25 protein-coding genes are annotated in these 24421 nt (G+C 66.9%); 20 read left to right on the top strand and 5 right to left on the bottom strand.

Annotated elements, in window-relative coordinates; all coding sequences use genetic code 11:
* The first annotated feature begins 26 nt into the window (after positions 1 to 26).
* Positions 27 to 1307, top strand: a complete 1281-nt coding sequence (gene serS / locus ABIB49_RS00490) for a serine--tRNA ligase (RefSeq protein ID WP_226773825.1) — start codon at positions 27 to 29, stop codon at positions 1305 to 1307.
* Positions 1308 to 1437: 130 nt separating this feature from the next.
* Positions 1438 to 2304: an HAD family hydrolase gene (locus ABIB49_RS00495; RefSeq protein ID WP_226773826.1), complete on the top strand. Its 867-nt coding sequence runs from the start codon at positions 1438 to 1440 to the stop codon at positions 2302 to 2304.
* Between the two features lie 17 nt (positions 2305 to 2321).
* Here ABIB49_RS00495 and ABIB49_RS00500 read toward each other — a convergent pair whose 3' ends face one another.
* The 3 genes from ABIB49_RS00500 to ABIB49_RS00510 form a co-directional block, all read right to left on the bottom strand.
* The gene (locus ABIB49_RS00500) at positions 2322 to 2921 is read right to left on the bottom strand and encodes a MarR family transcriptional regulator (RefSeq protein ID WP_226773827.1); all 600 of its coding nucleotides are present in this window, start codon (positions 2919 to 2921) and stop codon (positions 2322 to 2324) included.
* A 195-nt stretch (positions 2922 to 3116) separates the two neighbouring features.
* Positions 3117 to 4442 (bottom strand): carboxylesterase family protein, encoded by a 1326-nt coding sequence (locus ABIB49_RS00505; RefSeq protein ID WP_226773828.1) that lies wholly within the window; start codon positions 4440 to 4442, stop codon positions 3117 to 3119.
* A gap of 158 nt (positions 4443 to 4600) precedes the next feature.
* Positions 4601 to 5089: an inorganic diphosphatase gene (locus tag ABIB49_RS00510; RefSeq protein ID WP_226773829.1), complete on the bottom strand. Its 489-nt coding sequence runs from the start codon at positions 5087 to 5089 to the stop codon at positions 4601 to 4603.
* 162 nt (positions 5090 to 5251) lie between these two features.
* Between ABIB49_RS00510 and dacB the strand changes: the two genes are divergently transcribed.
* The 15 genes from dacB to ABIB49_RS00585 all read left to right on the top strand — a co-directional run bounded on the left by dacB (position 5252) and on the right by ABIB49_RS00585 (position 20443).
* Positions 5252 to 6754, top strand: coding sequence for a D-alanyl-D-alanine carboxypeptidase/D-alanyl-D-alanine endopeptidase (gene dacB, locus ABIB49_RS00515; RefSeq protein ID WP_226773830.1), 1503 nt, complete (start codon positions 5252 to 5254; stop codon positions 6752 to 6754).
* Between the two features lie 60 nt (positions 6755 to 6814).
* Positions 6815 to 7942, top strand: a complete 1128-nt coding sequence (locus ABIB49_RS00520; protein WP_502913739.1) for a zinc-dependent metalloprotease — start codon at positions 6815 to 6817, stop codon at positions 7940 to 7942.
* Between the two features lie 79 nt (positions 7943 to 8021).
* A complete protein-coding gene (gene tilS / locus ABIB49_RS00525; protein ID WP_226773897.1) occupies positions 8022 to 9059 on the top strand; it encodes a tRNA lysidine(34) synthetase TilS in 1038 nt (345 codons plus the stop codon).
* A gap of 29 nt (positions 9060 to 9088) precedes the next feature.
* Positions 9089 to 9640 (top strand): hypoxanthine phosphoribosyltransferase, encoded by a 552-nt coding sequence (gene hpt / locus ABIB49_RS00530; RefSeq protein WP_226773832.1) that lies wholly within the window; start codon positions 9089 to 9091, stop codon positions 9638 to 9640.
* Between the two features lie 200 nt (positions 9641 to 9840).
* Positions 9841 to 11907, top strand: a complete 2067-nt coding sequence (gene ftsH, locus ABIB49_RS00535; RefSeq protein WP_226773833.1) for an ATP-dependent zinc metalloprotease FtsH — start codon at positions 9841 to 9843, stop codon at positions 11905 to 11907.
* A gap of 54 nt (positions 11908 to 11961) precedes the next feature.
* Entirely contained in the window at positions 11962 to 12558 is a 597-nt protein-coding gene (gene folE / locus ABIB49_RS00540) for a GTP cyclohydrolase I FolE (protein ID WP_226773898.1), read from the top strand.
* A gap of 11 nt (positions 12559 to 12569) precedes the next feature.
* The gene (folP, locus tag ABIB49_RS00545; protein WP_354156556.1) at positions 12570 to 13511 is read left to right on the top strand and encodes a dihydropteroate synthase; all 942 of its coding nucleotides are present in this window, start codon (positions 12570 to 12572) and stop codon (positions 13509 to 13511) included.
* Positions 13512 to 13525: 14 nt separating this feature from the next.
* Complete coding sequence (gene folB / locus ABIB49_RS00550; protein WP_226773835.1) at positions 13526 to 13894, top strand: dihydroneopterin aldolase; 369 nt, start codon at positions 13526 to 13528, stop codon at positions 13892 to 13894.
* On the top strand, positions 13891 to 14418 hold the full coding sequence (gene folK / locus ABIB49_RS00555) for a 2-amino-4-hydroxy-6-hydroxymethyldihydropteridine diphosphokinase (protein WP_226773836.1): 528 nt from the start codon (positions 13891 to 13893) through the stop codon (positions 14416 to 14418). The genes folB and folK overlap by 4 nt, the downstream gene beginning before the upstream one ends.
* Positions 14418 to 14939, top strand: a complete 522-nt coding sequence (locus ABIB49_RS00560; protein ID WP_226773899.1) for a DUF3180 domain-containing protein — start codon at positions 14418 to 14420, stop codon at positions 14937 to 14939. Before folK ends, ABIB49_RS00560 begins: the two co-directional genes overlap by 1 nt.
* Positions 14920 to 15432 carry a PH domain-containing protein gene (locus ABIB49_RS00565; RefSeq protein WP_226773837.1) on the top strand — a complete coding sequence of 171 codons (513 nt, stop codon included), beginning with the start codon at positions 14920 to 14922 and terminating at the stop codon, positions 15430 to 15432. The genes ABIB49_RS00560 and ABIB49_RS00565 overlap by 20 nt, the downstream gene beginning before the upstream one ends.
* A 10-nt stretch (positions 15433 to 15442) precedes the next feature.
* A complete protein-coding gene (locus ABIB49_RS00570) occupies positions 15443 to 17005 on the top strand; it encodes a PH domain-containing protein (protein WP_396021231.1) in 1563 nt (520 codons plus the stop codon).
* Positions 16998 to 17918 (top strand): Rossmann-like and DUF2520 domain-containing protein, encoded by a 921-nt coding sequence (locus tag ABIB49_RS00575; protein ID WP_226773838.1) that lies wholly within the window; start codon positions 16998 to 17000, stop codon positions 17916 to 17918. The genes ABIB49_RS00570 and ABIB49_RS00575 overlap by 8 nt, the downstream gene beginning before the upstream one ends.
* Before the next feature lies 1 nt (position 17919).
* Complete coding sequence (gene panC / locus ABIB49_RS00580) at positions 17920 to 18819, top strand: pantoate--beta-alanine ligase (RefSeq protein ID WP_226773839.1); 900 nt, start codon at positions 17920 to 17922, stop codon at positions 18817 to 18819.
* A 151-nt stretch (positions 18820 to 18970) separates the two neighbouring features.
* A complete protein-coding gene (locus tag ABIB49_RS00585; protein ID WP_226773840.1) occupies positions 18971 to 20443 on the top strand; it encodes a DHA2 family efflux MFS transporter permease subunit in 1473 nt (490 codons plus the stop codon).
* Positions 20444 to 20477: 34 nt separating this feature from the next.
* On the opposite strand, the gene ABIB49_RS00590 is transcribed toward ABIB49_RS00585, so the two are convergent.
* Together ABIB49_RS00590 and ABIB49_RS00595 are read right to left on the bottom strand one after the other, a co-directional pair.
* Positions 20478 to 21311 (bottom strand): alpha/beta fold hydrolase, encoded by an 834-nt coding sequence (locus ABIB49_RS00590; RefSeq protein ID WP_226773841.1) that lies wholly within the window; start codon positions 21309 to 21311, stop codon positions 20478 to 20480.
* A gap of 25 nt (positions 21312 to 21336) precedes the next feature.
* A complete protein-coding gene (locus tag ABIB49_RS00595) occupies positions 21337 to 22011 on the bottom strand; it encodes a thymidine kinase (RefSeq protein WP_226773842.1) in 675 nt (224 codons plus the stop codon).
* Between the two features lie 185 nt (positions 22012 to 22196).
* On the opposite strand from ABIB49_RS00595, the gene lysS reads away from it, so the two are divergent.
* From lysS to ABIB49_RS00610, 3 genes are all read left to right on the top strand, one after another.
* Positions 22197 to 23729: a lysine--tRNA ligase gene (gene lysS, locus ABIB49_RS00600; RefSeq protein ID WP_354156557.1), complete on the top strand. Its 1533-nt coding sequence runs from the start codon at positions 22197 to 22199 to the stop codon at positions 23727 to 23729.
* A gap of 2 nt (positions 23730 to 23731) precedes the next feature.
* A complete protein-coding gene (locus ABIB49_RS00605) occupies positions 23732 to 23920 on the top strand; it encodes a hypothetical protein (protein WP_226773844.1) in 189 nt (62 codons plus the stop codon).
* A gap of 136 nt (positions 23921 to 24056) precedes the next feature.
* Complete coding sequence (locus tag ABIB49_RS00610) at positions 24057 to 24383, top strand: histone-like nucleoid-structuring protein Lsr2 (protein ID WP_226773845.1); 327 nt, start codon at positions 24057 to 24059, stop codon at positions 24381 to 24383.
* Positions 24384 to 24421 lie beyond the last annotated feature (38 nt).

A 24421-nucleotide genomic window follows, 5' to 3' on the forward strand; every position in this document is an offset into this window, starting at 1 on the left:
GCGCCCGGATTGGATACTCTTATCAGGTGATCGACGTAAAAGACCTCAGCGAAAATCCGGACACGTTCCGGGCCAGCCAGCGCGCCCGCGGTGCCGATGAATCCGTGGTGGACGCGATCATCGCAGCGGACTCGACCCGGCGTGCGGCCCTGATCCGCTTCGAGAACCTCAGGGCCGAGCAGAATGTCTTCGGAAAGAGGGTGGCGCAGGCCAAGGGCGAGGAGAAGCAGGCCCTGCTGGCCGAGGTCAAGGTCCTCGCCGGTGAGGTCAAAGCAGCATCGGTTGAGGCCGACGTCGCACAGTCCGCTCACGAGGAACTGCTGCGCGGCATTCCCAACCTCATCGAGGACGGTGTCCCAGCGGGCGGGGAAGACGACTACATCGTCCTCAAGGCCGTCGGCACCCCCCGCGAATTTAACGACTTCGAGCCGAAGGACCACCTGGAAATCGGTGAGCTGATCGGCGCCATCGACATGGAGCGCGGTGCCAAAGTATCCGGTTCGCGCTTCTACTTCCTGCGCGGGGCCGGGGCGCGGCTGGAAATGGCGCTGCTGCAGATGGCCATGGAGCAGGCCATCGACGCAGGCTTTGTGCCGATGATCACCCCGACGCTGGTGCGCCCGGAGACCATGCAGGGCACCGGATTCGACGTTAAGCACGACGCCGAGATTTACCGGCTCGCGGAGGACGATCTGTACCTCGTGGGCACCTCCGAAGTGGCCCTTGCCGGCTACCACGCCGATGAAATCCTGGACCTCTCCAAGGGTCCGATCCGCTTCGCCGGGCAGAGTTCGTGCTACCGGCGTGAGGCTGGCTCGCACGGCAAAGACACCCGCGGCATCATCCGGGTCCACCAGTTCAACAAGGTGGAGATGTTCGTCTACACCACGGTCGAGGAAGCTGCGGCCGAGCACGCCCGGCTCCTAGCTTGGGAAGAGGAGATGCTGGCCAAGTGCGAGCTGCCCTACCGGGTGATTGACACCGCAGCCGGTGACCTCGGCAACTCCGCGGCGCGCAAGTTCGACTGCGAGGCCTGGGTTCCGACGCAGGGGGCGTATCGCGAGCTGACCTCGACTTCCAATTGCACCACGTACCAGGCGCGCCGGCTCAACATCCGCGAACGTGTGCTGAACGGGGACGGCGCCCCCAAGGGCACCCGTGCGGTCGCCACGCTCAACGGCACCCTGGCCACCACCCGCTGGATCGTGGCCATCCTGGAGCACCACCAGAACCCGGACGGCTCCGTTAACATCCCGCAGGCACTGCAGAAGTATCTCGGCGGCATGACGGTCTTCCCGGTCATCTGAGCCGACTGCGCCCGGCCCGGGTTCCGCCGCGTGCGGCGGAACCCGGGGTCAACAGCTGTTCACCCCGGGTTTACCACCCGTTGTGGCCTGCGTCCTAGCGGGTGTCAGGGGTGTCTGCTCTACTTGTTAGATGACAACAATGACTGAAACTTCAGTCGCCGGCAACGATGACCGGCGAGACACTAACCAGAACAACACCGCAGGCCACAAGCTGATGGTTGCGCTCGACGTCGACGGCACCCTCGTGGACCACGACGGCCATATGTCCGTTCCCGTCCGCGAAGCCGCCCGGGACGTTGTGGCGGCGGGCCACCACGTGACCATCGCGACGGGGCGGTCGCTGAATGCGACCCTGCCCATCATTGAACATATCGGCATTGAAAACGGCTATGCGGTCTGCTCCAACGGCGGCGTCACGTTGCGTCTGGATTCCGGCCTGTCCGAGGGCTACGAGATCATGCACAAGGCAACCTTCGACCCCGGGCCCGCGCTCAGAGCACTGCGCAAGCGGCTGCCCTCGGCAAAGTATGCGCTGGAGGATGCGGACGGCAACTTCCTCTCCACCGAGCGCTTCCAGGACGCCAGTTTCGGCGTTGAGGCCATTGGCGTGGACTTCCAGACCTTGCTGGAAGCCACTGCCGTGCGCGTTGTTGTCTTCAGCACCGAAAACACGCCCGAAGAGTTCAACACCGCCATCCGCCACATCGGCCTCGCCGGGGTGACCTACTCGGTGGGCTGGACGGCGTGGCTGGACATCGCCGCCGCCGGAGTCACCAAGGCGAGTGCGCTCGAGCAGCTCCGCGGACGGCTGAGCGTCGAGCCGCACCACACCGTTGCCGTCGGCGACGGCCGCAATGACATCGAGATGCTCGGCTGGGCCGCGCGCGGCGTCGCCATGGGCCAGGCGCCCGAGGAGGTCATCGCCGCCGCAAACGAGGTCACCCACTCCGTGTATAACGACGGTGCCGCCCACGTGCTGCGCAGCCTGCTGCCCTAGCCGGGCCGGGCGGGGTGTCAGCGCGCTTCGAGGATGAGGCCCAGGAGCCTGGCCGCGGCGGGACGCGCCGCGTGTTCCTCATTCCACTGCGCGCGCGCCACTGCCTTGCTGACAGCCTGGGTGGTAATCCCGAGTTCCTCAGCCACCGCCTTTTGCTGTCCGCGAACCCCGGGGGTCAGCAGGTCCAGCACCCGCCACTCGGCCAGGCTGCGGTCGTGCACGATCTGACCGAGCAGCCGCAGGACGGCTTCCGACTCCGCGGCGAGGTCTGCAAGCGGGCCTTCGACGGCCACCGGGATCCGGTCCTTGCCGTTGCGCAGCCGGTCCACGGCCCGGCGGGCATAAATGAGGCCGTGACCGGAGGCGTCCTTGATCTGGTTCGGCAGGGGTTCATTGACCGGGCCGACACCGATGCCGACGTACCAGCTGCCTGTCCGCAGGGAGATCATCGCCGCTTCGACGGCCTGCAGGGGACAGTCCACAATGCCCTGGACCTCATCCTCGACCGAGCGGTCGAAGTCCAGGCGCGCCGGGATGTGCCGCAGGTCCTTGAGGAGCTGGGGCACGCAATCGCCGTCGCGCCGGCTGTCGGTTTGGTTGATCGTCAGCGTGAACATTCTGGATCCACACTACCCGGTGGAATGCGTCAGGCAAGAGCGCCAAAGCGGTGCCGGCGGGACGGCGCGCCGGCACAAAAGGAGACTGGTTCCAGTGCCGGCTGCGGCGGCTGCGGAGGCCCGGAAAGCAGCTGATCCTGACCGTTGGTTTCGGCCGGATCAGCTTTAGGACCCCGGCCGCAGTTCTCCGGCGGCTCAGACGGCGCGGTAGCGCAGGGCGCCAGGAATCCCGCCGCGGCGCCCGAGGCCCTCCCCGGCGGCAAAACGGGCCCACACGGCGCGGAGCTCCCTGCCCTGGGCGTTAATTTCCGCCCAGTCGGCACCTGCGAGCAGCCCCGCCCCTTCCCAGGTCTTTTGGTCTCCGAACAGCAGGGGCAGGTCTACTGTGTGCGCGGCACCATAGACGTTTCCGGGCGCGGCCCAGGACAGCACATAACTGTAGGCCGTGCCGCCGGCCCGGGCGTGCCGCCTGGCGAACTTCCTGGCGGACCTGCCATACACGGCCTCGGTGACGGCCCAGTTGATGCCCCGCACGATGGCGGCCCCGAGCAGCGGGACCTTGGCCACGGCGCTGACGGTGCGGTTGCGCGGCAGGAACATCCGGGCTTCCTCGGAGGTGTGTCCGATCAAAACCTCAATCCCGGCAGCAGTGTTGTTCCATGCGTCCTCGATCGCGGATTCCCGCGGCAGCGGGGCGTGCCCGTACTGGGTGCCGAACGGCATGGCTGCTTTCAGCCCGAACTTCCGGGCCACCTGCGAAACGTGCCCCTCGATCTCGACAACTTCCATCGCCGGTGTGTCCTTTGTGACGGTTTGCGCCGCGATGCCCATCGCGTGGCTCATCTTTTCCCGACCCCGGGTAATGCCGAGGGGTGCGCTCTGAATAATGGCCCGCCGGAAGAGGGCGGGGGCTTCCGCCGTTGCCATCAGATGGGCGACGGCGTCCCCGCCGGCGGACTGTCCGAAGGCCGTGACATTTGCCGGGTCGCCGCCGAAGGCGCTGATGTTGCGCTGGACCCAGCGGAACGCCTCAAGCTGGTCCAGGAGGCCCAGGTTCGCGGGCCGTCCGGTGCCGCTTGCCAGGTAACCAAACAGGCCCAGCCGGTAGGTCACGGACACCACGATCACGCGGTTTTCGGCCACAAGGGACTTGGGGTCGAAGATCGCCAAGTCCCCGGAGCCGGACGTGTAGGACCCGCCATGGAGCCACACCATCACCGGCACACGCTCGTGCGCAGTGAGCCCGGCCGGCATGGTGATAGAGAGCCGCTGGCAGTCCTCGCTGCCGGGAAGCTCCCCGTAGCGGGTGCCGAGGATCTCATCCAGGAAAGGGACCGGAGCCTGCGGGCACGCCGGCGAAAGGGACGTCGCCGCGAGGACAGCGGTCCGGTCAGGTACAGGCACCGGCGGCTGGAACCGTCCGGCGCTGGCATAGGGAATTCCGCTGGCACGCAGCACCTCGCCGTCCCGCCATCCGGTGACCGGACCGCTGGGTGGGCTAAAGGCAGGATCGTCGTTCATGAGCCAACAATTTCACACATTCCTGACCCGCCACTGACAGGCCAACGTAGTTTGCGCTGCGCTTGGCTCTGCGCTGAAACGGCAAACGCGGGGCCGGTGACAGCCACATCCGGAAGCCGGATGGGCGGTCAACGACCCCGCGTTGGAGTTCCGGAACGTTAGTGCGTGTGGGGAACGTAACGCTTGATCGACGCCTCAAGCTCGGCTTCGGCGGCAGCACGGTCGCCCCAGCCCTCAGCCTTGACCCACTTGCCCGGCTCCAGGTCCTTGTAGCGGGTGAAGAAGTGCTCGATTTCCCGGATCAGGAATTCACTGACGTCGGTGATCTCGTTGATGTGATCGAAGCGGGCATCGGTGGGGACGCAGAGCACCTTCGCGTCGCCGCCGCCGTCGTCGGTCATGTTGAACACGCCGATGGGGCGTGACTCGACGATAACGCCGGGGTGCAGGTCGAAGTCCTGCAGCAGCACAAGGGCGTCCAGCGGGTCGCCGTCTTCGCCCAGGGTGTTCTCGAAAAACCCGTAGTGCGTGGGGTACTGCATGGAGGTGAACAGGACGCGGTCCAGGCGGACGCGGCCGGTCTTATGGTCGACTTCGTACTTGACGCGTGATCCCTTGGGGATCTCGATTGTCACGTCATGCTTCATGGAATACTCCTTGACGAATTCAGGGGTGCGCGGTTTTCAGGGGTGCGCGGCACACACTCACAGGAGGTTGCCGGTGCCGCCGACTACTATTGAGGATATAGCGAGAGGCGCTGGTTTCAGGAACTAGTGGGGACATTTCGGGACTAAAGGACCAGTAGCAGGATGAAACGCAGAACGAGCCGGCCGGGCGCGCGGCCGGCGACCGGGCCGCTTCGGCGGAACCTTCCGCTGCTGCTCCAGACCCTATTGGTGGCGGCGCTCGCCCTCCCTGCCGGCGTCGCGCTGGCACCGGCGTTCCGCGGCCCCGCGTCTTCCGCGGCCACGGGCGAAAATACCCCGACCTGGCAGCAGGTCCCCGGTACGCTGGCCCCCCGCGGCGGCACCGCCGCCGGCAGCGGCGGCATCGAACCGCTCACTGCCGCCGCCCCTCGCCCGGCACCGGGTGACCTCGCTGCGCAACTGAACGAAACCCTCAAGACCGACGGTGCCGGGGACTTTACCGGTATGGTGCAGGATGCCCTCACCGGGGACGTATTATTCGACCGTTCCGGCGACGCGGTCCGCGTTCCCGCCTCCAACATGAAGCTGCTCACGGCCGCCGCTGCCCTGCGCACCCTCGGACCGGAGCGCCGCTTCAGCACCAGGGCAGTGGCGGGCAGTGCCCCCGGAACTGTGGTGCTCACCGGCGGCGGGGACGTGCTGCTCGGCGCCGGGGAATCGGTGCCCGACGCCGTGCTGGGCCACGCCGGACTCGCTACCTTGGCACAGTCCACGGTCCGGGCGCTGGAGGCCGGGAACGTCACCGGTCCCTTGACGGTGCAACTTGACGACTCCCTGTTCACCGGCCCCGCTCTGAACCCGGCCTGGAGCCCGGAGGATGTTGCCGCGGGTGAGGTAGCGCCGCTGTTTCCGCTGGCACTGAACTCCGCCCGGTTCGACCCGGCCAGCACCACCGGGCCCCGCCCGCAGGACGCCGCGATGACCGCCGCCGAAGCCTTTTACGCCCAGCTTTCGACGGCGGCTGCAGCGGCCGGGCTCTCGGTGGCGCCCGGCGTTGGACGGGTCCCCGCGGCAACTGCCGAAGGCGATGCTGAAGCCCGGGTCCTGGCCGAGGTCCAGTCAGCGACTGTCGGCCAGCAGGTGGACCTGCTGCTGCGCACCTCGGACAACTACCTCGCCGAGACGATGGGCCGGATGGCGGCAACCGCGGCCGGTAAACCCGGCAGTAACGACGGCGCCGTCGCGGCCGTTCTGGAGCAGCTCGACGACCTGGAGATCCCTGCCGGCACACTGCGCGCAGCTGACGTCTCCGGCCTGGCCCTGGACAACCAGGTGTCCGCCCGCCAGCTTGCCGGGGTGGTTCGGGCCATCACGTCGGGCACGGACACCCGGCTGCGGTCCGCTCTGGCCGGATTTCCGGTCGCCGGGCTCACCGGAACGCTGGGGGACCGGTACATGGATGCGGCCACGGCGCGCGGCGCGGGCCTGGTCCGGGCCAAAACCGGCACGCTGAACACCGTCCTTGCGCTAAGCGGCTACGTGGTGGACGCCGACGGCAGGCTCCTGGTGTTTTCCTTCATTGGCAACGGACTGACGCCGGGGGCGGCGAATAAGGCCGTGCTGGACCGCGCCGCGTCCGTCCTGGCCGGGTGCGGCTGCCGCTGACGCGCGCGGCCGTTCGCCGGCCGACGAATTTAAGGCGCATTGTCAGTCCGCTGTGATCTGATGGAGCCTATGGAGTCCTCTGCCGGCGCGACGTCACCCCAAGTCCAAGCCCTCATCAACTGGGAGCTGGCCGCTTCCACTGCCGCCCGGCTCACACCCGCCGGACCTATCCTGGCAGCGGCGGACATCGAAGCCGCCGTGGACAACCTGCGCCTGATGGCGGACATTTCGGTCCCGCACGTCCATAGCATCACCGGTCTCGATGCCGCCCGCGACCTCCGTGACTCCTCGGTCCTGGTGGTGGACCGCGCCTCTTGGGCCAAGGCCAATACCCAGAGTTTCGCCGTAATGCTGCAACCGGCGATGGAAAAGATGCTGGAGGGCCGCCGCGGGACCCTCAACCCCGGCGCGGCCAGTGTCAGCGGGGCCATTACGGGCGGCCAGCTGGGGGCGATCCTCGCGTTCCTCTCCAGCAAGGTCCTGGGCCAATATGACCCCTTCTCGGCCCTGGCCGAGAACTCCACCGCGCCCGCCGCCGGGCGGCTGCTCCTCGTCGCCCCGAACATCATCTCCGTCGAACGCGAAATTAACGTCGAACCCGAGGATTTCCGGCTGTGGGTCTGCCTGCACGAACAAACCCACCGGGTGCAGTTCGCCGCCGCGCCCTGGCTTCGGCATCACATGCTGGACGAGATCGAAAGCCTCAGCGGCCAGCTGCTTGGCAACGTCGACTCCCTGATGGAACGGGCCTCCGCCGCAGCGAAGTCGCTCAAGGACCGCACCGCGTCCGGCGCCGCGCCCAGCCGGGGGGCCATCCTTGACCTGCTGCAGAACCCCGAGGAAAAGGCCGCGATCTCACGCCTGACCGCCCTGATGAGCTTGCTGGAAGGGCACGCCAACGTGGTGATGGATGCTGTCGACGCCAGCATTGTGCCCTCCGTGAAGACCATCCGGCAGCGCTTTAATACCCGGTCGAAGGACCGCGGCGTGATTGAGAAGTTCATCCGCAACCTGCTCGGGCTGGACGCGAAGATGCGCCAGTACAGCGACGGTTCGAAGTTCGTGCGCGAAGTAGTGGACGTGGCCGGCATGGAGGGGTTCAACAAGGTCTGGGGGTCCGCGGAACACCTGCCCAGCGAGACAGAAATTCACAACTCCAGGCTCTGGCTCGAACGGATGGGGCATTAGTTCCGTGACGCCCAGTCCTGCCTCCAGCGAACGACGCCGGCCGGGCCGGCTGGCGCCAGTCGTCGGCACGGCACGGAAAATGCTGCAGGAGTCCCTGGGTGCAGCAGGATACCCCGAGCGGATCCTGGTCGCCTGCAGCGGCGGACCCGACTCACTGGCCCTCGCGGCGGCCGCTGCCCACTTCGGCCGCCGCGGCCACGTGGACGGACATCCCGTTTCCGTGGGCGCCGTGGTGGTGGACCACCAGCTGCAGCCCGGCTCCGCCGGTGTTGCCGCCGCCGCCGCCGCGACCCTGCGGGATCTGGGCCTCTCGCCGGTACACGTCAAGGCCGTCGAGGTCGCTTCCACCGGGGTGGGCCCGGAGGCAGCCGCCCGGGACGCCAGGCACGCAGCTTTGAACGCCGCTGCAGCTGAGGACGGCGCCGGCGCCATCCTCCTCGGCCATACCCTCGATGACCAGGCCGAACAGGTACTGCTTGGGCTCGCCCGCGGTTCCGGGACGCGCTCCCTGGCGGGGATGCGGCCCGCCCGCGACAAGCTGTTACGGCCCTTCCTGGGGCTGCGCCGCGCCGACACCCTCGCAATCTGCGCGGCTGAGGGGCTTGAGCCATGGCACGATCCGAGCAACGTGGATCCCGCGTTTGCACGGTCACGGACCCGGGTCGAGGTGCTTCCGCTGCTTGAGCAGAAGCTTGGTCCGGGCGTTGCCGAGTCGCTCGCACGGACCGCGGCGATCCTGCAGCTGGACGCCGACTACCTAGAGGACGTGGCGAATGACACCTTCCTCAGCCTCCGGGAACAATCCGGAACAACCATCAGCCTCCCGGAGGAAGCCCTGCGCGGGCTCGCGCCGGCCATCAGGTTCCGGGTCATCGCCAAGGCCGCGGCCGCCGTCGGAGGCCAGCAGCCCAGCTACCAGCGGCTGCTCGCCGCAGAAGCCCTCCTCCGGCGGCGGGGATCGGCCGGTCCCGTGGAGCTTGCCGGCGGGGTCAACGTCTACCGGCTCCCGCTCGTTCAACTGCTCGCCGAAGGGCCGTCCGGGCCCGGAAGTGTTCCCCGCGGGGCGGCCCGCTGTGGGAAGCTTGTATTCCGGCCTCAAAAACCGCCCCAGATATAGTCGCCCCCGCATCTACACAGGAGTTATTGGTGGATTCAAACGACGTCCAGGCAGATCTTAAGCACGTTCTGTACTCCAAGGAGCAGATCCAGACCCGGATCACCGAACTGGCTGCCCAGATCGACAAGGACTATGAAGGCCGCGATCTGCTGATCGTCGGCGTGCTCAAGGGCGCAGTGATGGTCATGGCCGACCTCGCCCGCGCACTCCACAGCCACGTTTCGATGGACTGGATGGCCGTCTCGTCCTACGGCTCCGGCACGCAGTCCTCCGGCGTGGTCCGCATCCTCAAAGACCTGGACACGGACCTCATGGGCAAGGACGTCCTGATCGTCGAGGACATCATCGACTCCGGCCTGACCCTGTCCTGGCTCAAAACCAACCTGGAATCCCGTGGCACGGCCTCCGTGGAAATCTGCACCGCATTCCGCAAGCCCACGGCTTTGAAGGTCCAGATCGACGTCAAGTACGTCGGCTATGACATCCCCAACGAGTTCGTGGTCGGTTACGGCCTGGACTACGCCGAGAAGTACCGGAACCTGGACTTCGTCGGAACGCTCGCGCCGCACGTCTACGAGTAGCACACCGACGCTGGGGACACCGCAAAGCTCCGCCGCGGGCCCGGCCATCCCCGGCCCCGCTACGCCCTCAGGGAACTTTTGCACTTCACCGTGCGTGAGCTACAGCGACGGTGTATAGCTAGAAGCTGACGCAGCACCACACGCGCGCAGATCGGTCGCCGTGCAGCACTACCAGGAGGGACGGGGCCTGCCCCGCACAGATGAAAGCTAAGAGTTTCTTCAAGGGCCCCGGCATCTGGATTGTCGTTGTAGTTGGCATGCTCCTGCTGGCCTTTGCCACCCTTTCACCGGGCGGCGCGGCCCGGATCGACACCGACAAGGGCCTCGCGCTGCTGACCGACGGTGGCAAGGTTGAACAGGCGAAGATCTTCGACGCGGAAAACCGCGTGGACCTGATCCTGAAGGACAACCTGCAGGTTGACGGGCAGGACAAGGGCAAGAACATCCAGTTCTACTACGTCAATGCCCGCGCCGCCGACGTCGTTAAAGCCGTAACGGACTCCCGCCCGCCCAGCGGCTACACCGACCAGCCGGTCGAGAACAACTGGTTCGCCGGACTGTTCTCCCTCCTGATCCCGGTTATCCTGCTCGGCGTCCTGTTCTGGTTCCTGCTCTCCCGCATGCAGGGCGGCGGTTCCAAGGTGATGCAGTTTGGCAAGTCCAAGGCCAAGCTGGTGAACAAGGACATGCCGCAGGTCACCTTCGGCGACGTCGCCGGAGCTGACGAGGCCGTCGAGGAACTCGAAGAAATCAAGGAGTTCCTCCAGGAGCCGGCGAAGTTCCAGGCCGTGGGCGCCAAGATCCCCAAAGGCGTGCTGCTCTACGGTCCGCCCGGAACCGGCAAGACGCTGTTGGCCCGCGCCGTTGCCGGCGAGGCCGGGGTGCCGTTCTTCTCGATCTCCGGTTCCGATTTTGTTGAGATGTTCGTCGGCGTCGGCGCTTCCCGCGTCCGTGACCTGTTCGAGCAGGCCAAGGCAAATGCGCCGGCCATCATTTTCGTGGACGAGATCGACGCCGTCGGACGCCACCGCGGTGCCGGCATCGGCGGCGGCAACGACGAACGCGAGCAAACCCTCAACCAGCTGCTGGTCGAGATGGACGGCTTTGACGTTAAGACCAATGTCATCCTGATCGCCGCCACCAACCGGCCCGACGTCCTGGACCCGGCACTGCTGCGGCCGGGACGCTTTGACCGCCAGATCTCCGTCGAGGCCCCGGACCTGATCGGCCGTGACCAGATCCTGCAGGTCCATGCCAAGGGCAAGCCGATGGCTCCCGGCGTCGACCTGAGGGCCGTGGCCAAAAAGACCCCCGGCTACACCGGCGCTGACCTGGCCAACGTCCTTAACGAGGCCGCCCTGCTGACGGCCCGCTCGAATGCCAACCTCATTGACGACCGCGCCCTGGACGAAGCCATTGACCGTGTAATGGCCGGTCCGCAGAAGCGCAGCCGCGTGATGAAGGAACACGAACGCAAGGTCACGGCCTACCACGAAGGTGGCCACGCCCTGGTGGCGGCGGCGCTGCGGAATTCCGCTCCGGTCACCAAGATCACCATTTTGCCCCGCGGCCGTGCCCTGGGCTACACCATGGTGGTTCCGGAGAATGACAAGTACTCCGTGACCCGCAACGAACTGCTCGACCAGATGGCTTATGCCATGGGCGGCCGCGTCGCGGAGGAACTCGTCTTCCACGACCCGTCCACCGGGGCGTCCAATGACATCGAAAAGGCCACCGGCATCGCCCGCAAAATGGTCACCGAGTTCGGCATGAGCGAACGGGTCGGAGCAGTGCGCCTGGGCCAGGGCGGCGGCGAACCGTTCCTGGGCCGCGACGCCGGACACGAGCGCAACTACTCGGACCAGATCGCCTACATCGTCGACGAGGAAGTCCGCCGCCTGATCGAGGGCGCGCACGACGAGGCTTACGCCATCCTGATCGAGAACCGCGACGTCCTGGACCAGTTGGCCCTTGAACTGCTGGAACGCGAAACGTTGAACCAGGCGGAAATCGCACAGGTCTTCACCAACATCCGCAAGCGTGATTTCCGTGAGATCTGGCTCTCCAAGGAAACCCGCCCGATCCAGGACGTCGGCCCGGTGGAGTCCCGCCGGGAGAAGGCAGAACGCGAAGCGCAGGAAGAGGCCAAGGAAGCCCGGCTCGAGGAACCGCTGGACACCTTCCCGCCGCACGCCCAAGGCGTCCCCGGACAGGAGCCGTTCCAGGGCGGTGTAACGGATCTCGGGCCTGACGGCCATCCCGGCTAGGCTTCTTCAGTGACTTCTTTCTTCAATGACGACGACGCTCCCGCCACCGGCTCTTTGGTGGCGGGAGCCTCAGCCGCTGTCCCCGCCGTTGTGGACCAAGCCCGGATTGAGGCGGCCGTCCGCGAAATCCTGCTGGCCATCGGCGAGGACCCGGACCGCAGCGGCCTCATTGACACGCCGAAACGGGTCGCCAAGGCGTATACCGAGATTTTCGCCGGACTTCACCATGACCCGGCAGAGATTCTCGCCACAACCTTCGACTTGGACCACGAGGAACTGGTCCTGGTCAAGGACATCCCGTTCTACTCCACCTGCGAGCACCATCTGGTGCCGTTCCACGGGGTGGCCCATGTGGGCTACATCCCCTCCCACGACGGGAAGGTGACCGGGCTGAGCAAATTGGCGCGGCTGGTGGACATGTTCGCCCGCCGCCCCCAGGTCCAGGAACGCCTCACCACCCAGATCGTCGAGGCCCTCGTCACCCACCTCAAGCCGCGCGGCGCAATCGTCGTCGTCGAATGCGAACACCTCTGCATGTCCATGCGCGGCATCCGCAAGCCCGGTGCCAGGACCGTCACCAGTGCGGTACGCGGGCAACTCCATGACCCGGCCACCCGCGCCGAAGCCATGAGCCTCATTATCGGAAGGTAACACCACAGACAATGGACTCCCTAGCTGCAGCCCCCGGAACCGGACCGGCGACGTCGCCCCTGCCAGTAGTGCGCAAGGCACGCCGCGCGGCAACATTCGAAGCCCTGCCCACTGACCGGACACTGCTGATGGCCATCCTGAATGTCACCCCGGACTCCTTCAGCGACGGCGGCCAGCACGCCACCGCCGACACCGCCATCGCCGCCGGGCTGCGGATGTTCTACGCCGGCGCGGACATCATCGATGTCGGCGGCGAGTCCAGCCGCCCGGGAGCCACCGAAGTGGAGCCCGACGAGGAGCAGCGGCGGGTGCTTCCAGTCATCGCCGCCCTGGCGAAGGCCGGGGCGCTGGTCAGCATCGATACCACCCACGCCGCCACCGCGGCCGCGGCGCTGCAGGCAGGCGCCGTCATCATCAACGACGTCTCCGGCCTGAGCATTGAACCCGAAATGGCCGAACTCGTGGCACGCAGCAAGGCTCCCTACGTCCTCACACACCGCCGGGGCACAGCGGGCACAATGGACACGCTGACGGACTACGGAAACGTGGCTGCGGACGTCGCCGCGGAACTGGCGGGCGTCCGGGACAAGCTCTACGCCGCAGGTGTCAGCCCGGAGCAGATCATCGTTGATCCGGGCCTGGGCTTCTCCAAGACCGACGCGCAGAACTGGGAGCTGCTGCAGAACCTCGACGTGCTGCAGGCCATGGGTCATAAGGTCCTTGTCGCCGCCTCCCGCAAACGCTTCCTGGGCAGCCTCCTGTCCGTCGCCGGCAAGTCCGCCCCGCCGGCCGAACGCGACGCGGCCACCGCTGCGGTCACCGCCATCAGCGCCTCCCGCGGCGCCTGGGCTGTCCGCGTGCACGACGTCGGGCCCAGCCTCGATGCTGTCAAGGTCGCCGCCGGGATGAGCCCGGCAGATGGCCGCGCAGTACCCGCCGCCGGCGATAACTGAACCGGAAAGCCACCATGGACCAGATCACGCTGAGCGGCGTCACCGCCGTCGGCCACCACGGAGTGTTTGATTTCGAGCGGCGCGACGGCCAGCCGTTCGTCGTCGATGCCGTGCTGCACCTGGATTTCAGCCGCGCGGCACGTTCCGACGACGTGCTGGACACGGCGCACTACGGTGAAGTGGCGGAGTGCATCCGGACCTGGATCGCGGGGGAGCCGCTGAACCTGATCGAGGCACTCGCCGTCCGGATCGCCGAGGACGTGCTGCAGAAGTTCCCCGTGGCAGCAGTGGAAATCACTGTGCACAAACCCGAGGCGCCCATCGAGGTCGCATTCGGTGATGTCTCCGTCAGCGTGCGCCGGAGCCGGCAGGACCAACAATGAGCTACACGCGGGCTGTGCTTGCGCTCGGCAGCAACCTGGGGGCGCGCAGCGACACCCTTTCGGCAGCCGTCGCGGACATCGTCGACCCGCCGGAGGTCCGCCTCCTGGCCATTTCGCCGATCGTCCAGACCAAAGCAGTCGGCGGTCCGCCGGACCAGCCGGATTTCCTCAATATGGTGATGACGGTGGAGACCACATTGACACCCGGTGAGCTGCTGCGGCACTGCCACGCTGTGGAACAAAAGCACCTCCGGGTCCGCGACGTGCGCTGGGGCCCCCGCACCCTCGACGTGGACATCATCACGTACGGGGAGCTGGCCAGTTCCGACCCGGAGCTCACCCTTCCGCACCCGCGTGCCGCCCAGCGGGCCTTTGTACTCTTCCCGTGGTCGCTTATCGACCCTGCCGCCGAGTTGGACGGCCAACGCGTCGGCGAGCTAGCGGCCAAAGCCCCCGATTTCCCCGACCTCATTCCCTTCGACGGCTTCGACACCCTCCACCCCGCGGCCGGAGCAAGCGAATGATGAAGCTGACCAGCCCCCTGGTGCTGTCCCTCATCGGCGTGGCCGTAGGGGTCCTGGGCTGGCTGGCCGCCCTGCTGACGACCCGTTACAGCCTGAACACCCCCGTCCTGCCGCTCACCGGGCTCATCACGATGGCCGTGATCGTGGTGCTCACCATCGTGCTGGGCGTCCGGGTGCTGCGCTGGCGCAACGGCAACAAAAAGAGAATGCTTAATCCCATCCTGGCGGCGTGGACCCTCGTCCTCGCGCAGGCCTGCGCGTATACCGGCAGCGTCCTGCTGGGCTGGCACGCAGGGATCTTCATTGACCAGCTGCGCCTTTGGAACCTCCGCAGCGACCAGACGCTCGCGTGGCAGGCCGTGGCCATGGCCGGCGGCGGCCTGGCGATGATCGTCGTTGGCCTGGTCGTGGAACGGTTCTGCCGGATACCGCCCGAGGACGGCGACGGCGGATCAGCCCCGGGCGTCCGGGAAAAGCGCAAGCCGACGGCGGAAGGCGAATATGCCTACCGAGGCGATTGACCCGCCGGGCATCACCTGGTTACGGGTCTCCCCGAAATATGTGACCGTGCGGCGCGCCGGCTGGGCCGCGGCGAACCTACTTGTTGTCGCTCTGCTGTGCCTCCCCCTCGTTCTCATCCGCAATGGCTGGTGGCCGTCCTTCCCGCTCTGGCTTGCCATCGCCGTCCCGGCCGTGGTCCTGGTCCTGGCCCTGTGCAGGTTCCTGCTCATTCCCCGCCAGGTCCAGGCCATCGGCTACGCCGAGCGTGACGATGACCTGCTCATCCGCCGCGGCATCTTCTTCCAGCGCACCCTCGTGGTTCCTTACGGCCGGATGCAATACGTGGACATCGGCGCCGGACCGTTGGAACGCGGGCTGGGACTGTGCACGCTGAAACTCCACACCGCCTCCCCGGGTACCCGCGCGGAGATCCCGGGGCTGCCCGCCGCCGAGGGCGCCCGGCTGCGCGAGCAGCTTTCCGCGCGCGGTGAAGCCCGGCTGGCCGGGCTGTGACGGTATCGCGGTGAAATCCGGTGTGCCCGCGGGAACGTCCGCCGGCGCCGATACCGAAACGCCCGGGCCCCGGTGGCTGCGTGTGCACCCGGCGTCGCCGTTCGTGCGGGGCTGGGTGGCGCTGGCCGCCATCGGGTTCTTCTTTTTCCGGGACACCTTCGAACGGCTGCTCCAGGGCGGACCCCTGATCGATGACAGGTTCACCGGCCGGGCTCCGTGGCTGCTGCTCGGCGGCGGCGTGCTGGTGCTTCTGACCGTGCTCGGATACGTCCTGAGCTGGTACTTCACCCGCTATCAGGTGGCCGAAGGCTACGTCCGGCTCAACACGGGATTCCTCTTCAAACAGCAGCGGCAGGCGCGCCTGGACCGGGTCCAGGCAATCGATATTGTGCAGCCGTTGCTGGCCAGGTTGTTCGGGCTGGCCGAGCTAAAGTTCGACGTGGCCGACGCCGGCGAGTCGGCGGTGCGCCTGGCTTTCCTGCGCGTGGACGAGGCGCGGCAGCTGCGGGCCACTATCCTGGCCAGTGCCTCCGCCCCGGCGCGAAACCCCGCTGACCTTGCCGGCCCGGAGGCCGTGGCCGCCGAAGCGCCGGAACACGCCGTACTCACGGTCCCGCCGGGGCGCCTGGTGGGGTCCCTGATCCTGAGCGAGCAGACCGTCTTTGTGCTGGCCGGCGGCGCGGGGTCCGTGGTGCTCTCGGCGCTCACGGAGAACCGCAGCTTCTACCTCTTCCTGATTCCGGCCGCGCTGGGCATGGCGGCAGCGTACTGGAACTCCGTCACCCGCGGCTACAACTTCACCGCAGCCATTTCCCCGGACGGGATCCGGTTGCGCTACGGCCTGCTGGATACGCAGGCCCAGACCCTTCCGCCGGGCCGGATCCAGGCACTGCGGGTCAGCCAGCCGCCGCTCTGGCGCTTCTTCGGCTGGTACCGGATCCACGTCAACGTCGCCGGTTACGGCGCCGCGGCGGACAACGGCGAGGGCTCTTCACGGAGCACGCTCCTGCCGGTGGGGACCTTTCCGGAGGTGCTCACCATCCTCTCCCTGGTCCTTCCCGACCCGGGCACCCCGGACCCGGCGGGCATATTCACCGCCGGAGCCAACGGCCGCTCCGGCCCGGCCGCGGCCGGGCCGGCTCCCGGCACCGACGACGGCGGCTTTGTCACCACCCCGCGGCGCGCCCGGCTGCTGGCCCCCCTGGGCTGGCGGCGCAACGGTTTCGCCGCCACCGACACGGCCCTGCTGATCCGTTCGGGCCGCTGGTGGCGGCACCTTGTTATCGTTCCGCACCAGCGCACCCAATCGATGGCGCTTGAGCAGGGCCCCCTGGCCAGGCGCTTCCGGGTGGCGGACTTGGTCCTGCATACCACCGCCGGACCCGTCTCGCCGCGGCTGATCCAGGCCGGCCTGGACGAGGCGCGTGCCCTCCTCGACGCCCAGGCGGCACGGGCCCGGGCCGCCCGCCGGCGTCAGACCAGCGAGCACTGGCTGGAGCAGGTCCGCCCGCCCGCCGCTGAACGCCCCCACACCGAAGAACCCAACAGGCAGGAAGACCGGAAGCATGGCTAAACCAGGACGTCTCGGCATCGGAATCATCGGCGCCGGCAAAGTTGGCGCTGTCCTCGGGGCGGCTCTGCGCGGCGCCGAGCACGCCGTCATCGGAGTCTCGGCGGTCTCCGACGCCAGCCGCGAACGCGCCGAAGCCCTGCTTCCCGGTGTCCCCGTCCTGGAAGTGCGGGACATCGTCGAACGCGCCGAACTGGTGCTCCTGGCCGTCCCCGACGATGCCCTGGGCCCGCTTGTGGAAGGCCTGGCGAAGCTCGGCGCCTGGCAGCCCGGGCAGCTCGTGGCACACACCTCCGGCCGGTTCGGCGTCGGGATCCTGCATCCTGTCCGCGCCGTTGGCGCCATCCCGTTGGCATTGCACCCTGCCATGACCTTCACCGGCATGAGCCTGGACCTGACCCGGCTGCTGGACTGCACCTTCGGTGTTACCGCGGATGCTGCCATGCTGCCCATTGCTCAGGCCCTTGTAGTGGAGATGGGCGCGGAGCCCGTTGCCATCGCCGAGGCGGACCGCACGCTCTACCACGCTGCCCTGGCGCACGGCTCAAACCACCTCGTCACCTTGGTGGCACAGTCCTCGCAACTGCTCCGGGAGGTCGGCGTCGAGGCCCCCGAACGAATGCTGGGGCCACTGCTGCGGGCAACCCTGGAGAACGCGCTCGCCTCAGGCGAATCGGCACTGACCGGGCCGGTGGTCCGCGGTGATGTGGGCACCGTGGCGGCACACGCCGAGTCCTTGCGGGAGCACGACGGCGGCGCGGGCGGAGATATTCTGGAGGCGTACCTGGCCATGGCCCGGGCGACGGCCCGCCGGGCAGGACGCCGGGGACTGCTGAAGCCGGAGCAACTCGGCGGCATCGCACACGCACTTGAAGGTTCCGGCGGTGATGACGAAAACCCTACGGAAGGTCCATAATTTGGCGATTCAACTCGTGACTACGGCTGCGCAGCTCCGGGCCGAGAGCGCCCGCCTGCTCCGCGCGAAAGGCGGCTCCTCACAGGGCCTGGTGCCCACCATGGGTGCACTGCATGAGGGCCATGCCGAGCTGGCGCGCACCGCCGTCGAACAAAACGACGTGGCGGTGGTGAGTATTTTCGTGAACCCGCTGCAGTTCGGCGAAGCCGTGGACCTTGAGCGGTACCCCCGCACCCTGGACGCGGACCTGGCGCTCCTGAATGCCGTCGGCGTGGACCTGGTCTTCGCTCCGGAGGTGCAGGAGGTCTATCCCGGCGGGGAACCGCTGGTAAGGATCAGCGCCGGGCCAATAGCCGGCAAGTGGGAGGGCGCCTCCCGCCCGGGGCACTTCGACGGCGCCCTGACGGTTGTGGCCAAGCTGCTGCACTTCGGACTGCCGGGTGCCTCCGGCGGAATGGAGCTGCCGGCGTACCGGGCGTACTTTGGTCAAAAAGATGCCCAGCAACTGGCCCTGGTCCAGCGCATGGTGGCGGACTTGAACTTCCCGGTGCAGATCGTAGCGGTGCCGATTGTGCGCTCGGCGGACGGGTTGGCGCTCTCGAGCCGCAACCGTTTCCTCTCTGCTGCGGAACGCGAGGCGGCCCTGGTGCTCTCGCGGGCCCTGCGGCTGATCGAGGACCGGGCCAACGCCAACCAGCCGCTGGACCTTGAGTCCGCAAGGGCGCTGGTGGAGTCCCAGCCGCTTGTCGAACTGGACTACTTCGAAGTGGTGGATCCGCTCACACTCGAACCGCTGGCCGAAAACTGCCGGGACACCCCGTTCCGCGGCGAGGCCTTGGCGATCATCGCGGCCACAGCCGGCCCGGTCCGGCTGATCGACAATGTTCCGCTGAACTCCTGACCCGCACCCCGCCGCCCCCCTGCGTTGTATGACCGGTCCCAGGAGTTAACCCCACGGCCGGGAATTACCGGGGCGGATCGCGGGTTGGCAACTAAGGCAGCGGCCACAAGCCGCAGCAGCACCCCCGTCAAAAACTCCCCGAGGGAACACCATGCGCTCCGACGTCACTTCCAAGCCGCACGGCGATCCCGCGCCGGCCCGCGTTGCGGTCGCCGCCGCCGCCGCGCCGCCGGCAAAGATGTCCCGGGAATCGGTCACAGTCATCGCCACCCTGCTGGTGGCTACCTTTGTGGTGATCCTTAACGAAACCATCATGAACGTCGCGCTCCAGCGGCTGATGGTGGATCTTGGGATCACGGCACCCACCGTGCAGTGGCTGTCCACTGGCTTTATGCTCACCATGGCCGTAGTGATTCCCACGACGGGTTTTATCCTGCAACGGCTCTCCACCCGCGCGGTGTTTATGCTGGCGATGGGGCTGTTCTCCGGCGGCACGCTGCTCGCGGCGCTGGCCCCGGGATTCGAAATCCTCCTGCTTGCCCGGATCGTCCAGGCCGGCGGTACAGCCATTATGGTGCCGCTGCTGATGACCACCATCCTCACCCTGGTTCCGGTGGCCCGCCGCGGCTTTGTGATGGGCAATGTGAGCATCGCCATCTCGGTGGCACCGGCCATGGGCCCCACGGTGTCCGGACTGATCCTTGAGCACTTCTCCTGGCGCTTTATGTTCGTTTTTGTCCTGCCGATCGCGCTGGCCGCCTTCGCCATCGGCGCCAAGTACCTGACCAACATTGGCGAGAATAAAAAGACCAGGCTTGACGCGGCGTCGGTGCTGCTGACCGTTCCGGCTTTCGGTGGCCTCGTCTACGGACTGAGCCAGATCGGCGGCGGCCAGGGCGGTCCTGGCGCGCCTGCCGTTATCGCGCTGGCCGTGGGCATCCTTGCCCTCACGGCGTTTGTGTTCCGGCAGTTGCGGCTGCAGAAGGCCGGGGCGCCGCTGCTGGACCTGCGTGCCTTTCGCCTGCGGATGTTCACCGTCTCCGTGCTGCTCCTCGTGGTTGCCATGATCGCCCTGTTCGGCGCCGTGATCCTTCTGCCGTTGTACCTGCAGGAGGTTCGCGGCCTGTCGTCACTGGAGACGGGGCTCTCGCTGCTCCCCGGCGGGCTCGCGATGGGCCTGCTGGGCCCGTTCATTGGGCGGACTTTCGACCAGGTGGGACCGCTGCCGCTGACCGTGACCGGTTCCATCATGCTGGTGGTGGCCCTGTTCCAGTTCTCCTTGCTGGATGCTGGCACTCCGGTCGGTTGGATCATCACCCTGCACGTGGGCCTCAGCCTCGGCCTGGCGCTGATCTTCACCCCGGCCTTCACCACCGGGCTGAACCCGTTGCCGCCGCACCTTTACTCGCATGGTTCGGCCATCATGAACACCTTGCAGCAGGTGGCGGGTGCCGCCGGAACGGCGTTGCTCGTTTCGATCTACGCTGTGGTGTCAGCCGGCTCGGGCGTTGTCGCGGGAATGCACGCGGCGTTCCTCACGGCCTCGGCCATCGCCGTTGCCGCCGTTGTGCTGGCCGCCATGATGCGCAAGACGGCAGCGGTGGAACACCCCGCCGCCGGCTAACGCGGCATGTTGTTCGCCAGCCGGCTGTATACAGCTAGCTGGCGAAAAAGGCGCTGAGTTCGGAGATGAGCTTGTCCGGTGCCTTGTTCACGCCGTCGTGCCCCATGCCCGGAAGAATGGTGTAGCTGGACCCGGAGAGGACCTCGTGGATCTGGGCGCAGGCCACGCCGAAGTATGCCGGGCTTTTTTCGCCAACAACTATCAGTGTCTCCAGGGGCAGTTCCAGGAAGGGTTCGGCCGGCATGTCGGCGGCGATGATGGCCTTGATTTCCCGGACGCCGGTCTTCATCAGCTCGCGCATCTGCTTGCCGAGCGGGGTGCCGGCGGCCAGCTTGTTGGCCAAGGTCAGCATGGACAGCGGCATCCTGGACAGGGCGCTGCCGGTCTCCAGGCCCCGGAGCAGGACGGCCAAGGCGCGGTCGTCGTCACCTGCTTCGGTCGCCTTCTCGTATTCGGTAGTCCAGTCAGCGGTGACGCTGTGGTTTACGGAGACGGCGGGATCGTAGACCGCGAGCCGTTCCACCGGCAGGGTGCGGGCAGCGTGCAACGCCACCGCGCCGCCGAAGCTGTGCCCAAAAACGTCGGTACTGGACGTGTGCTTCATAACCACATCCAGGTCGCGGATGTCAACGTCGAGGGTGTAGTCCTCCGGCTGCGGTGAGGAGGAACCCCGCCCGCGCCGGTTAAAGGTGTGCACCGGGCGGCCCAGGGACGTACTGAGTTTTTGCGCAAAGCGGGTGTAGTCGGCGGCCGTCACCATGGAGGCCGGAACAACAACGACGCCGGAACCCGCCGAGGCCAGCTCGGCGCCCGTACTGAAAAGCTCGATCGTTCCACCGTCGGGGGTCCTGATGTTCTCGCGGGTCATGCTTCGAGCCTAGCCGAGGCTGTAGCTACGGCGTAGTAGGTTCCCGCGGGGCGGCCGGGGAACCAACGGCGGTCTGGGTGCCGAGCCGCCCGCCGGAGGCCTCAAGGTAGCAGGAGCCGCACAGCGATTCGTACCAGACGTCCTGGCCGTCGATCGCTACCTGTTCGCCGTCGAAGACCACCGCATCTCCCACCCGGCGGGTATTAAAGATGGCCTTGCGGCCGCAGCGGCAGATGGTTTTGAGTTCCTCGAGGGTATGTGCGATCTCCAGCAGGCGCAGCGATCCCGGGAACGCCCGGGTGCGAAAGTCGGTGCGGATGCCGTAGGCCAGCACGGGAACGTTATCCAGGACGGCGATCCGGAAGAGGTCGTCCACCTGGTCCGGTTCGAGGAATTGGGCCTCATCCACCAGCAGGCACGCGACCGGCTGCGTGTCGACGTGCTTAAGCAGGGCGTCGGGGTCATCGCCATGGGCGCGGGCGGTGAACAGCGCCCGCGCGGACCCCCCGGCCGGGATCTGGAAATCCACCGAACGGGTCATGCCCAGCCGGGACACAACGTCGGAGTCGCCCTTGGTGTCCACACCCGGCTTCGCCAGCAGCACCCGCTGGCCGCGTTCCTCGTAGTTGAAGGCGGCCTGAAGCAGCCCCGTTGACTTGCCGGAGTTCATCGCGCCGTAGCGGAAGTAGAGCTTGGCCAAGGGGGTCCTTTCGAAAGGGTCGCCCACCGATTGTAAAGGCGCGCCCTGCAACGGCCCAGCAGCGGGAGGCCCGCTACCGCCGTGGGGGCTGTTGGCCGGACTTGCCACCGCCGGGAGAATGATCCGCAAGCGGCCATGGCCGGGCGGGACCTGTGCGGGCAGAATCCCCGGTAAACTTGGGGATTGTGACTTCCCAAAACACCTCCGCCCCGCAGCCCGCCGCCGACTCCCACGACGCAAGCGAGCAGACTCGCGTCCGGATGGAGAAACGCGCCAAGCTGATCGAGCGCGGCGTAGAGGCGTATCCGGTGGGCGTGGATCGCACCCATGCGCTGGCGGAAGTCCGGGAGAAGTACGCCCACCTGCAGGCCGACGAAACCACCGGCGACGTCGTTGGGGTGACCGGCCGCATCGTTTTTATCCGCAACACCGGCAAGCTCTGCTTCGCCACGCTCCAGGAGGGTGGTGCTGACGGCAAAGCGGTCCGGTTGCAAGTCATGCTGAGCCTGGCCAACATCGGTGAGGACGCGCTCGCCGACTGGAAGGCCCTCGTTGACCTCGGCGACCACGTGTTCATCCAGGGCGAGGTGATCTCCTCGCGGCGCGGCGAGCTCTCCGTGATGGCCGGGTCCTGGTCCATGGCGTCCAAGGCGCTGCGCCCGTTGCCGGTGCTGCACGCCGAGCTCAACGAGGAAACCCGCGTCCGCCAGCGCTATGTGGACCTTATTGTCCGCGACGAGGCCCGCGAAATGGTCTATACCCGGGCCGCGATCACGCGTTCCATCCGCGAGACCCTGCATCGCCAGGGTTACGTCGAGGTGGAAACGCCGATGCTGCAGCTGGTCCACGGCGGCGCGACGGCCCGCCCGTTCGAGACGCACATGAATGCGTTTGACCAGAAGATGACCCTGCGGATCGCCACCGAGCTCTACCTCAAGCGCACGGTTGTGGGCGGGATCGACCGCGTCTATGACATGGGCCGCGTCTTCCGCAACGAGGGTGTGGACTCTACCCACAGCCCGGAATTCACCACCCTGGAAAGCTACGAGGCCTGGGCGGACCAGTTCGTGATGGCGGACCGGATCAAGGAACTAATCCTCGACGCCGCGGACGCTGCGGGCGTGGGCCGGGTCCTGCAGTCCGAGGCTGGCGAAATCAACCTCGACGGCGACTGGGCCTGGATGGCCGTCTACCCGGGCCTTTCCGAAACCGTTGGCCAGGAGATTACCCCCGAGACCCCTGCGTCGGAGTTGCTGGCGCTGGCCGCCAGGCACGAGGTCAAGGTCGACGCGGTCTGGGATGCGGAAAAGCTTGTGGTGGAGCTGTTCGGCGAACTCGTTGAGCCGACGCTGCTTAATCCCACTTTCGTGTACGACTACCCGCCTTCCGCCCAGCCGCTGGCGCGGCAGCACCGGACGGATGACCGGCTGATTGAAGCGTGGGACCTCATCATCGGCGGCATGGAGCGCGGTACGGCATTCTCCGAGCTCATTGATCCGGTGATCCAGCGCGAACGGCTTACCGAGCAGTCCCGCCGCTCCGCCGCCGGCGACGTAGAGGCCATGCAGCTGGACGAGGACTTCCTCCGCGCGCTGGAGTACGGCGCCCCGCCGATGGGCGGGATCGGGCTGGGCATCGACCGGCTGGTGATGCTCTTCACCGGCGCGGGCATCCGCGAGACCATACTCTTCCCGCTGCTGAAGCCCGAGGGACACTGACCATGGACTATGTCGCCGTATTGCTTCCTTCCGTGGTCGTTGGGTTGATTTTCTGGTTCGCCATGAAGTCGATCTTTAATGCCGATAAATCCGAGCGCCAGGCCGAGGCGCGTGCCCAGGCGGAAGCCGATGGAAATACCCCCGACGCCGCTACGCGCCGGCGCGAGGGCCATTCCAACGATCCGAACTAATAGCAGGCTATTCCGCCTTGGGTTTTCCTTTGGAAACCCTTTTTCGCTTTGACTCGTTGCCATAAAGCGGAGGATACTTCTAAGAAGTTTCATCCGGATTTCCTTGATACTCATCCTTTTGGAAAGAGAGTCTTTAATGGCACAGAAAGTAAAAATCATCCTTGTTGATGATCTGGATGGGGGCTCCGCGGACGAGACCGTCCGGTTTGGCCTTGACGGCGTCAGCTACGAAATCGACCTGTCATCGGAAAATGCCTCAGAACTGCGCTCCGCAGTTGAGCGGTTTGCCGGCCACGCGCGCAAGACGTCGAGCGGCCGCGCCACGCGCACCAAAATTTCATCCGGCCGGAACCAGGACTCTGCCCAGATTCGGCAGTGGGCCCGCGATAACGGCTATGCGGTAAACAGCCGCGGCCGTATTCAGGCTGAAATTCAGGAAGCCTATCAAAAGGCGAATTCCTAGCCCTTGGCCGGGAACCTTCCGCCGTTTGATGAAGCGGT

This window comes from Arthrobacter sp. UYCu512 (assembly GCF_040547075.1).
In the GTDB taxonomy this organism is placed as follows: domain Bacteria; phylum Actinomycetota; class Actinomycetes; order Actinomycetales; family Micrococcaceae; genus Arthrobacter.

What these genes read in the sequence shown, in the direction of transcription:
- ABIB49_RS00500 (WP_226773827.1), bottom strand. Translation starts at nt 2,921, where the DNA reads ATGTTCACGCTGACGATCAACCAAACCGACAGCCGGCGCGACGGCGAT.
- ftsH (WP_226773833.1), top strand. Translation starts at nt 9,841, where the DNA reads ATGAAAGCTAAGAGTTTCTTCAAGGGCCCCGGCATCTGGATTGTCGTT.
- ABIB49_RS00565 (WP_226773837.1), top strand. Translation starts at nt 14,920, where the DNA reads ATGCCTACCGAGGCGATTGACCCGCCGGGCATCACCTGGTTACGGGTC.
- ABIB49_RS00520 (WP_502913739.1), top strand. Translation starts at nt 6,815, where the DNA reads ATGGAGCCTATGGAGTCCTCTGCCGGCGCGACGTCACCCCAAGTCCAA.
- ABIB49_RS00495 (WP_226773826.1), top strand. Translation starts at nt 1,438, where the DNA reads ATGACAACAATGACTGAAACTTCAGTCGCCGGCAACGATGACCGGCGA.
- folK (WP_226773836.1), top strand. Translation starts at nt 13,891, where the DNA reads ATGAGCTACACGCGGGCTGTGCTTGCGCTCGGCAGCAACCTGGGGGCG.
- ABIB49_RS00575 (WP_226773838.1), top strand. Translation starts at nt 16,998, where the DNA reads ATGGCTAAACCAGGACGTCTCGGCATCGGAATCATCGGCGCCGGCAAA.
- ABIB49_RS00610 (WP_226773845.1), top strand. Translation starts at nt 24,057, where the DNA reads ATGGCACAGAAAGTAAAAATCATCCTTGTTGATGATCTGGATGGGGGC.
- ABIB49_RS00510 (WP_226773829.1), bottom strand. Translation starts at nt 5,089, where the DNA reads ATGAAGCATGACGTGACAATCGAGATCCCCAAGGGATCACGCGTCAAG.
- ABIB49_RS00505 (WP_226773828.1), bottom strand. Translation starts at nt 4,442, where the DNA reads ATGAACGACGATCCTGCCTTTAGCCCACCCAGCGGTCCGGTCACCGGA.
- ABIB49_RS00585 (WP_226773840.1), top strand. Translation starts at nt 18,971, where the DNA reads ATGCGCTCCGACGTCACTTCCAAGCCGCACGGCGATCCCGCGCCGGCC.
- tilS (WP_226773897.1), top strand. Translation starts at nt 8,022, where the DNA reads ATGCTGCAGGAGTCCCTGGGTGCAGCAGGATACCCCGAGCGGATCCTG.
- dacB (WP_226773830.1), top strand. Translation starts at nt 5,252, where the DNA reads ATGAAACGCAGAACGAGCCGGCCGGGCGCGCGGCCGGCGACCGGGCCG.
- folP (WP_354156556.1), top strand. Translation starts at nt 12,570, where the DNA reads ATGGACTCCCTAGCTGCAGCCCCCGGAACCGGACCGGCGACGTCGCCC.
- ABIB49_RS00605 (WP_226773844.1), top strand. Translation starts at nt 23,732, where the DNA reads ATGGACTATGTCGCCGTATTGCTTCCTTCCGTGGTCGTTGGGTTGATT.
- folB (WP_226773835.1), top strand. Translation starts at nt 13,526, where the DNA reads ATGGACCAGATCACGCTGAGCGGCGTCACCGCCGTCGGCCACCACGGA.
- ABIB49_RS00560 (WP_226773899.1), top strand. Translation starts at nt 14,418, where the DNA reads ATGAAGCTGACCAGCCCCCTGGTGCTGTCCCTCATCGGCGTGGCCGTA.
- ABIB49_RS00590 (WP_226773841.1), bottom strand. Translation starts at nt 21,311, where the DNA reads ATGACCCGCGAGAACATCAGGACCCCCGACGGTGGAACGATCGAGCTT.